The 8,794-nt window shown below is 71.0% G+C and carries 6 protein-coding genes; all 6 read left to right on the top strand.

What is annotated here, in order from left to right; translation table 11 throughout:
* The first annotated feature begins 272 nt into the window (after positions 1–272).
* From ABZ796_RS27375 to ABZ796_RS27350, 6 genes are read left to right on the top strand one after another with little or no spacing between them, the layout of a single operon-like run.
* Positions 273–2,327 (top strand): molybdopterin oxidoreductase family protein, encoded by a 2,055-nt coding sequence (locus ABZ796_RS27375; RefSeq protein WP_357341310.1) that lies wholly within the window; start codon positions 273–275, stop codon positions 2,325–2,327.
* Positions 2,324–3,883 carry an FAD-dependent oxidoreductase gene (locus tag ABZ796_RS27370; protein WP_357341309.1) on the top strand — a complete coding sequence of 520 codons (1,560 nt, stop codon included), beginning with the start codon at positions 2,324–2,326 and terminating at the stop codon, positions 3,881–3,883. Before ABZ796_RS27375 ends, ABZ796_RS27370 begins: the two co-directional genes overlap by 4 nt.
* Complete coding sequence (gene nirB, locus ABZ796_RS27365; protein ID WP_357341307.1) at positions 3,880–6,492, top strand: nitrite reductase large subunit NirB; 2,613 nt, start codon at positions 3,880–3,882, stop codon at positions 6,490–6,492. Before ABZ796_RS27370 ends, nirB begins: the two co-directional genes overlap by 4 nt.
* On the top strand, positions 6,489–6,833 hold the full coding sequence (nirD, locus tag ABZ796_RS27360) for a nitrite reductase small subunit NirD (RefSeq protein ID WP_357341306.1): 345 nt from the start codon (positions 6,489–6,491) through the stop codon (positions 6,831–6,833). The genes nirB and nirD overlap by 4 nt, the downstream gene beginning before the upstream one ends.
* A 32-nt stretch (positions 6,834–6,865) precedes the next feature.
* Positions 6,866–7,981, top strand: a complete 1,116-nt coding sequence (locus tag ABZ796_RS27355) for a uroporphyrinogen-III synthase (protein WP_357341305.1) — start codon at positions 6,866–6,868, stop codon at positions 7,979–7,981.
* Positions 7,978–8,652, top strand: a complete 675-nt coding sequence (locus ABZ796_RS27350) for a CbiX/SirB N-terminal domain-containing protein (RefSeq protein WP_357341303.1) — start codon at positions 7,978–7,980, stop codon at positions 8,650–8,652. Before ABZ796_RS27355 ends, ABZ796_RS27350 begins: the two co-directional genes overlap by 4 nt.
* The last annotated feature ends 142 nt before the right edge of the window (positions 8,653–8,794 follow it).

Here is an 8,794-nt window from a genome sequence, read left to right as displayed (position 1 = left end):
ATCAGGCCCCGGGCGGCGTTCTGGGCGGGCGTACGGAAGCTCATCACTTGCACCTCTGCGCGTCGGACATGATCCATGGAGTCGTCACGGTGGCGAACCTCGACTTTCGTCGCCCACAACTACCGACTCGGCTCCCAGAAGTGCGGACTCGGCGGGATTGTGAGGCGGTGAGCGGAAGTTGACGGAAGGGGTACGGGGGGCCGGTCGGGGCGAAACGTTGACACCGGAATGTAGAGGTCGCCAGTCCCCGACCCGAAACGGTGTGAGTACGCGTGACCGACACCCACTGTCCTTACTGCAGCTTGCAGTGCGGGATGACCCTTTCACGCAAAGGGCCCCGGCTGGAGGTCAGTGAGAGATCCCAGAGGAATCGGCACAGCCCGGTGAACGAGGGTGCGTTGTGTCGCAAGGGGTGGACGGCGGCCGGGCTGCGCGGCAGCCGCGAACGGCTGACGACGCCGATGGTGCGGGACCGGGCGACGGGGGAGTGGAGCGCGGTCGAGTGGGAGGACGCGCTCGATCTGGTCGCCTCGCGGCTCGAGGCCCTGCGGGGCGAGCACGGGGCCGACGCCAACGCCGTCTTCGGTGGCGGCGGGCTGACCAACGAGAAGGCGTACCAGCTCGGGAAGTTCGCCCGGGTCGCCCTCGGCACCTCCCAGATCGACTACAACGGCCGCTGGTGCATGTCGTCCGCCGCCTCGGCCGGCAACCAGGCCTTCGGCGTCGACCGCGGGCTGCCGTTCCCGCTGGCCGACATCGAGAAGACCGACGTCTGCGTGCTCGTCGGCTCCAACCTGGCCGAGACGATGCCGCCGGCGGCCCGCCACCTCGACCGGCTCCGCGAGAACGGCGGCAAGGTCGTCGTCATCGACCCGCGGCTGACCCCGACCGGCGAGCGCGCCGACCTCTTCCTCCAGCCGGTCCCCGGCACCGACCTGCCGCTCGCGCTCGGTGTCCTGCACCTGCTCGACGCGGCCGGCGCGGTCGACGAGGACTACGTCTCCGAGCGGACCACGGGCTTCGAGGACGTACGCCGCTCCGTGGCCGCCTGGTGGCCGGAGATGGTCGAGCGGGTCAGCGGGGTCGAGGCCGCACAGCTGCGTGAGCTCGCCTCCCTCCTAGCGAACGCGGAGAAGGTGATGGTCCTGACCGCGCGCGGCGCCGAGCAGCACGCCCAGGGCACCGCCACCGTCCTGGCCTGGCTCAACGTCGCCCTCGCACTGGGCATGCCCGGTAAGACGTACGCCGGCTACGGCTGCCTCACGGGCCAGGGCAACGGCCAGGGCGGCCGCGAGCACGGTCAGAAGGCCGATCAGCTTCCCGGCTACCGGATGATCGACGACCCCGCCGCCCGGGCGCACGTCGCCGCGGTCTGGGGTGTCGACCCCGAGACTCTCCCCGGCAAGGGCCGCTCCGCCTACGAGCTCCTCGACGCGCTCGGCACCCCCGAAGGCCCCAAGAGCCTGCTCGTCTTCGGCTCCAACATCGTCGTCTCCGCCCCCAACGCGACCCACGTCGCCGAGCGCTTGGCCGACCTCGACCTGCTCGTCGTCGCCGACATGGTGATGAGCGAGACCGCGGCCCTGGCCGACGTGGTCCTGCCGGTGACCCAGTGGGCCGAGGAGACCGGCACCATGACCAACCTCGAGGGCCGGGTCATCCTGCGCAACCAGGCGATCAGCGCCCCCGACGGGGTCAGGAACGATCTCGACATCATCACCGGCCTCGCCACTCGCCTCGGTGCCACTTCGACCTGGTCGACCGACCCCGAGGAGATCTTCACCGAGCTCCGAGCCGCCTCGAAGGGCGGCAAGGCCGACTACAGCGGCATCACCTACGACCGCATCCGCGAGGAGGACGGCGTCTTCTGGCCCTGCCCGGAAGGCACCGAGGGCACCCCGCGCCTCTTCGCCGACTCCTTCTTCCACGCCGACGGCCGGGCGCGCTTCGTCGATGTCGCCCACCGCGGTGCGGCGGAGCAGCCGAATGCCGATTACCCGCTTCATCTGACCACCGGCCGGGTGCTCGCGCAGTACCAGTCCGGTGCCCAGACCCGGCGGATCAAGGACCTTCCCGACGACGGCGCCTTCGTCGAGCTCCACCCGCTGCTGGCCGACCGCGTCGGCGCCCACGACGGCGACCCGGTCGTCGTCCGCACCCCGCGCGGTGAGATGAAGGCGCCTGCGCGGATCGTGACCACGATCCGGCCCGACACGGTCTTCGTACCGTTCCACTGGGTCGGCGCCAACAAGCTCACCAACGACGCCCTCGACCCCTCCAGCCGGATGCCGGAGTTCAAGGTCTGCGCCGCGGCGGTGAGCGCATGACCGAGCAGGCCGTCGGTCGAGCCGTGAGCGCTAGCGAGCGTGTCGAGACCAACACAGTCCCGACGAGCGCGAGAGCCGACCGTGTTGGTCTCGACACGGATTCGCTCGTTCCTCGCGAATCCGGCTCGACCAGCGGCGGGAGGGTCGTCATCATCGGCGGAGGCATGGCCGCGGCTCGGCTCGTCGAGGGACTGGTCGCACGCGGACTCGGCCCGCGGACGACCGTGCTCGCGGAGGAGCAGCACGCGCCGTACAACCGGATCCTGCTCTCCGCGGTGCTCGAGGGCACCCACCGTCCCGGGGCGCTGACGCTGCGCGAGAAGCAGTGGTACGCCGACAGGGGAGTCGACCTCCGCCTCGACAGCCTCGTCGTGGACATCCACCGGGACACCAAGACGGTCGAGCTGGCCGACCGGACGACCGTCCCCTACGACCAGGTCGTCCTCGCCACCGGCGCCATCCCGAGCCTGCCGCCGATCCGTGGCGTGGTGCGGATGGACGGCTCGCTGGACCCGCGGGTGCAGGCGTTCCGCAGCCTCGACGACTGCGCCCGGCTGCTCACTGCTCTCGATCGACAGGGGCTGCACGACCACCCGCGCAGCGCGGTGATCGTCGGCGGCGGTCTGCTAGGCGTCCAGGTCGCCCGGGCCCTGGCCGTACGCGGCATCGAGACCGAGATCGTCGAGGGCCGTGATCACCTGCTCAGCAGCCAGGTCGACGCCTCGGCCGGCAAGGTGCTCAAGCGGTCGATGGCGAAGCTCGGCACCCAGGTCTACCTCGGCGCCCGGGCGACCCGGCTGACCGACGGGGGCCTCCAGCTCGACAACGGCTACACCCTCGAGACCGATCTGGTGGTGCTCACCGCCGGCGGCCGGCCGCGCGCCAACCTCGCCTGTCGCGCCGAGCTCACCGTCAACCGCGGCATCGTCGTCGACGACCGGCTGCGCAGCGTCGACGACCCGGATGTCTACGCGATCGGCGACTGCGCCGAGCACAACGCGACCACCACCGGCTTTGTCAGCCCCGCCTGGGAGCAGGCCGGCGTCCTCGCCGACGTCCTCGCCGGCGGTTCCGCGACGTATGAGGGACACCGCGTCGTCGCCCGCCTGCGCGCCACCGACCTCGACGTCTGCGTCCTCGGCTCCCCGGAGGACGAGGCAGGCGAGGTCGTCGAGATCGCCAACCCGATCAAGGGCACCCACCGCAAGCTCGTCGTACGCGACGGCCGCATCGTCGCCGGCGCCCTCGTCGGCGACCTGAGCCGGGTCGGCCTGATCACCCAGGCCTTCGACCGGCAGACGGTGCTCGGCGAGCACGAGGCCGGGCAGCTGCTGCTGCCCGAGCCCTCCAGCAGCCCTCGCCCGGAACTCCCCGACGACGCCGAGGTGTGCGCCTGCGCCGGTGTCAGCGCCGGCCGGATCCGGGCGTGTCGGTCCCTCGAGGACGTACGCGATACCACCCGTGCCACCACCGGATGCGGCGGCTGCGCGCCGACCGTACGTCTGCTTCTCGCCTCAAGCCCCAGAAAGCGCTCAGTGGAAGGAATCCCGTCATGAGCCCTCACCTCCGCAAGAAGGTCGTCGTCGTCGGCCACGGCATGGTCGGTCACCGCTTCGTGACCGCCGCGATCGAGCGCGGTCTCACCGAGACCCACGACATCGTGGTCTTCGGCGAGGAGCCGCGCCCGGCGTACGACCGGGTCGCCCTCACCAGCTTCTTCGAGGTCGGCGCCGAGGCACTCTCTTTTCTGCCCTCCGGGGTCTACGAGGACCCGCGGGTCACGCTGCGCATCGGCACGAGCGTCGTCGAGATCGACCCCGCCGCCCAGACCGTGATGCTCGCCGACGGCGAGGAGATGGCGTACGACGAGCTGGTGCTCGCCACCGGAGCGGCGCCGTTCGTGCCGCCGGTGCCGGGTTCGGAGCTCGGGAACGTCTTCGTCTATCGCACGATCGAGGACCTCGAGGCGATCCGCGAGGCCGCCCAGACCGCTCGCGCAGGTGCGGTGATCGGCGGTGGTCTCCTCGGGCTCGAGGCCGCCAACGCGCTGCACCAGCTCGGCGTCAAGACCCACGTCGTCGAGATGAACCCGCGGCTCATGTCCGTGCAGATCGACGAGGCCGGCGGCCGCGTGCTCGGTCGGCACATCACCGACCTCGGGCTCACCGTCCACACCGGCGTGATGACCGAGTCGGCCCTCCCGTCGGTGGTGGACGAGGACGAGACCGGCGTACGCGACGGCAAGGTCAGCGCGCTGAAGTTCAAGGACGTCGAGGAGCCGTTGCCGGTCGACATGATCGTCTTCTCGGCCGGCATCCGTCCCCGCGACGCGCTCGCCCGCGCCGCCGGCCTGGACCTGGCCGAGCGCGGTGGCGTGCTGGTCGACGAGCAGTGCCGGTCCTCCGACCCGCACGTGTGGGCGGTCGGCGAGTGCGCCGCGCCCGGCGGGAAGATGTACGGCCTGGTGGCCCCCGGCTATGACATGGCCGAGGTCGTCGCCGACGCCCTGCTCGGTGGCGCCGGCACCTTCACCGGCGCCGACATGTCGACGAAGCTCAAGCTGCTCGGCGTCGACGTCGCGAGCTTCGGCGACGCGCACGGCACCACCGACGACTGCCTCGAGCTCACCTACTCCGACGCCGTCGCCGGTGTCTACAAGAAGCTCGTGATCAGCGAGGACGGCACCCGACTGCTCGGCGGTGTGCTGGTCGGCGACGCGAGTGCGTACGGCCTGCTCCGCCCGATGGTCGCTTCGGGCATGACGCTTCCGGAGAACCCGGAGGAGCTGATCCTCCCCCAGTCCACGGGCGGTGGGGGAGGCATCCAGCTTCCGCCGGAGGCGCAGGTCTGCTCGTGCAACAACGTCACCCGCGGTGACATCGAGGCGGCCGTCGACAACGGCTGCGAGAGCGCGGCGGAGGTCACGAAGACCACCAAGGCGGGAAGCACCTGCGGGTCCTGCAAGGTGCAGGTGAAGAAGATCGTCGAGGACTACTTCACCGCCCAGGGTCGCACGGTCGACATGTCCCTCTGCGAGCACTTCACGATGACCCGTGCCGAGCTCTTCGACGTGGTCCTGATCCATGGCTACAAGACGTTCGACCAGATCATCGAGGCCCACGGCACCGGCCGCGGCTGCGACCTCTGCAAGCCCGCCGTCGCGTCGATCCTGGCCAGTCAGCTCAACGGCCACGTCCTGGCCAAGGAGAACCGCAAGCTCCAGGACACCAACGACGCCTACCTGGCCAACCTCCAGAAGAACGGCTCCTACTCCGTCGTCCCGCGCATCCCTGGCGGTGAGATCACGCCGGAGAAGCTGATCGTGATCGGTGAGGTCGCCCGCGACTTCGATCTCTACACGAAGATCACCGGGGGCCAGCGCATCGACATGTTCGGCGCCCGGATGGAGGACCTGCCCGCGATCTGGAAGCGCCTGGTCGACGCCGGGTTCGAGTCCGGCCACGCGTATGGGAAGTCGCTCAGAACCGTGAAGTCCTGCGTCGGCTCGACCTGGTGCCGCTACGGCGTCCAGGACTCCGTCGGCCTCGCGATCATGCTGGAGACCCGCTACCGCGGGCTGCGCTCGCCGCACAAGCTCAAGGGTGGCGTCTCCGGGTGCGCCCGCGAGTGCGCGGAGGCCCGCGGCAAGGACTTCGGTGTCATCGCCACCGAGAAGGGCTGGAACCTGTACGTCGGGGGCAACGGTGGCGCCATCCCGGCCCACGCGCAGCTGCTCGCCGGCGACCTGTCGACCGAGGAGCTCGTCCGCTACCTCGACCGCTTCCTCATGTACTACGTACGCACCGCCGACCGCCTCCAGCGCACCTCGACCTGGATCGACTCCCTCGACGGCGGTCTGGACCGGGTCCGCGAGGTCGTCGTCGACGACGTCCTCGGCCTGGGGACCGAGCTGGAGGCCGCGATGGCCACGCACGTCGACGGCTACTTCGACGAGTGGAAGGCGACGATCGAGGACCCGGAGAAGCTGAAGCGGTTCGTCTCCTTCGTCAACGCCCCCGAGATCCCGGACCCCAACATCTCCTTCGGGGCCACGCGCGGCCAGATCGTCCCCGAGGTCGGCGGCACGGAGCCGGTCTCGCTCGGCGCCTCGATCCCCGTCGGCATGCACGCTTTCAACGAGCAGAGCCTGGAGGAGTCGCGATGACCGACACCCAGACCGTCACGTACATCTCCGTCTGTCGTCTCGACGACATCGAACCCGAGACCGGCGTCGCTGCCCTGGTCCGGGGCGAGGCGGTGGCCGTCTTCCGTACCCTCGACGACCGGGTCTTCGCGCTGTCCAACTACGACCCCTACGGCCACGCCTCCGTGCTCGCCCGCGGGATCGTCGGAACGCGCGGCGATGTGCCGTTCGTCGCCTCGCCACTGCTCAAACAGCCGTTCTCGCTCGAGAGCGGTCAGTGCCTCGACGATCCGTCGGTGTCGGTCGCGACCTACGAGGTCGATGTCGTCGACGGTGAGATCCGGGTCGGCGCCCGGCGATGACGTACGCGGTGCAGGGGACCTACGATGCCGACGTGGACAGTGGCGCGCTGAGCGGCTTCCGTGTCGGCGTGACCGCGGCGCGGAAGGCCGAGGAGCAGATCAACCTGTTCGAGAGGCGGGGAGCACACGTGGTGTGGGCGCCCGCGCTCTCCGTCGACCCCAACCGGGTCGACGCCGGTGCGCTGCGTGCGGTGACCGAGCAGATCATCGGCCAGAGGATCGACATGTTCCTGGCCACGACCGGTATCGGGACCCGCGCCTGGTTCGACGCCGCGGAGGAGTGGGGACTGCTCGACCGGCTCCTGGAGACGCTCGGCGGCGCCGAGATCCTGGCACGTGGACCGAAGTCGGTCGGAGCCCTTCGGCGCCGAGGTCTGCGGGAGCTGTGGGCGCCGGAGTCGGAGGAGTTCGACGACGTCCTGGAGCACCTGCGCGGCCGCGACCTGACCGGCAAGAGGATCGTGGTGCAGGAGCACGGGCAGTCGCTGTCGATGGTCGCGCACGCGCTGACCCGGCAGGGCGCCGAGGTCATCAACGTGGTGGTTTACCGCGTCGAGTCGGCGGCGGACCCCGAACCCATGTTCCGGCTGGTCGAGACGTTGGCCGACGGCGAGCTGGACGCGGTCACCTTCACCTCCGCCCCCGCCGTGGCCGCGTTCATGCAGGCCGCCGGGTCGGTCGGCCTGCGCGACGAGGTCGTGGCGGCGTTCCAGGCCGACGTGGTCGCGGCCTGCGTCGGTCCGGTGACCGCCGCCGCCTTCGAGATGTGGGGCGTGCCGACGATGGTGCCCGACCGCTCCCGCACCGCGGCCATGGTCAAGATGCTCGAGGCCGAGCTGCCGCTGCGGCGCGAGGGCCTCCTCATCGAGGTCGCAGGCGGTCACCAGCTGCTGCTCCACGATGACGCGGTCATCCTCGACGGCGCCGAGGTGAAGCTCTCCCCGGCTCCGGCCGCCGTCCTGGGCGCACTCGTCGCCAACCCCGGCAACGTCGTCTCCCGGCAGGCGCTGCTCGCGATGCTCCCCTCCGGCACCGCCGGCTCCGAGCACGCGGTCGAGATGGCGGTCGCCCGGCTCCGTTCGGCGCTGGGCACCAAGACGATCCAGACCGTCGTGAAGCGCGGCTACCGCCTGGCGGTGGCCTCATGAGGCTCGTCGTCGTCGCTCATGGGACCCGGCAGCTGCTCGGCAACGCGGTCGCCTCGATCATCGCCAAGCGCGCCGGTCGCGTGCTCGCAGTGGAGTCGAAGGCTGCGTACGTCGAGCTCTGCGAGCCGCTGCTGACCGATGTCTTGGCCGACGGCCAGCCGTCGGTGGTGGTCCCGCTGCTGCTCTCGAGCGGCTACCACATCAAGGTCGACCTGCCGCGGGCCGCCGAAGGGCTGCCGGTGGCGATGGGCCGCGCGCTCGGACCGGATCCGCTGCTCGCCTCGGCGCAGGTCTCCCGGCTGGTCGCGGCTGGTGTTTCGCCTGGTCGGCCTGTGGTCCTGGTCGCCGCCGGCTCCAAGGACCCCTCCGCCCGCGCCGACATCGCCGACGCCGGAGTGCTGCTGGCGAAGGCCTGGGGCGGTCCGGTCAGCGTCGCCACCGTGTCCGGCTCCGGCGCCCCGCCGATCGACCAGGTCGTACGCCCCGGCGACGCCGTCTCGCCCTACCTGCTCGCCCCGGGTTTCTTCTCCGACCTGGTCCGAGCCCGGTCCGAGGCCGCCGGCGCCGAGGTCGTCGCCGACGTCATCGGCCCCCACCCCGACGTCGTCGAGCTGGTCGTACGCCGCGCCTCGGCGCTCCTCGCCGAGGAGCGCTCCGAGCGGGCCGGGTGACCGCTCGTCGACCCGCCGGCGCCGCCCGCCCCACCGCTGGTCGAGCCGCCGGAGCCGCCCGCCCCACCGCTGGTCGAGCCGCCGGAGCCGCTAGGCGGAGGCGTGTCGAGACCAACACGGTCCCATCGAGCGCAGATCGGAC

The organism is Nocardioides sp. NPDC047086 (genome assembly GCF_040643685.1).
Lineage (GTDB): Bacteria > Actinomycetota > Actinomycetes > Propionibacteriales > Nocardioidaceae > Nocardioides.
Note: the sequence above shows the minus strand (reverse complement) of the source record. Positions and strands in the feature narration are given on the sequence as shown.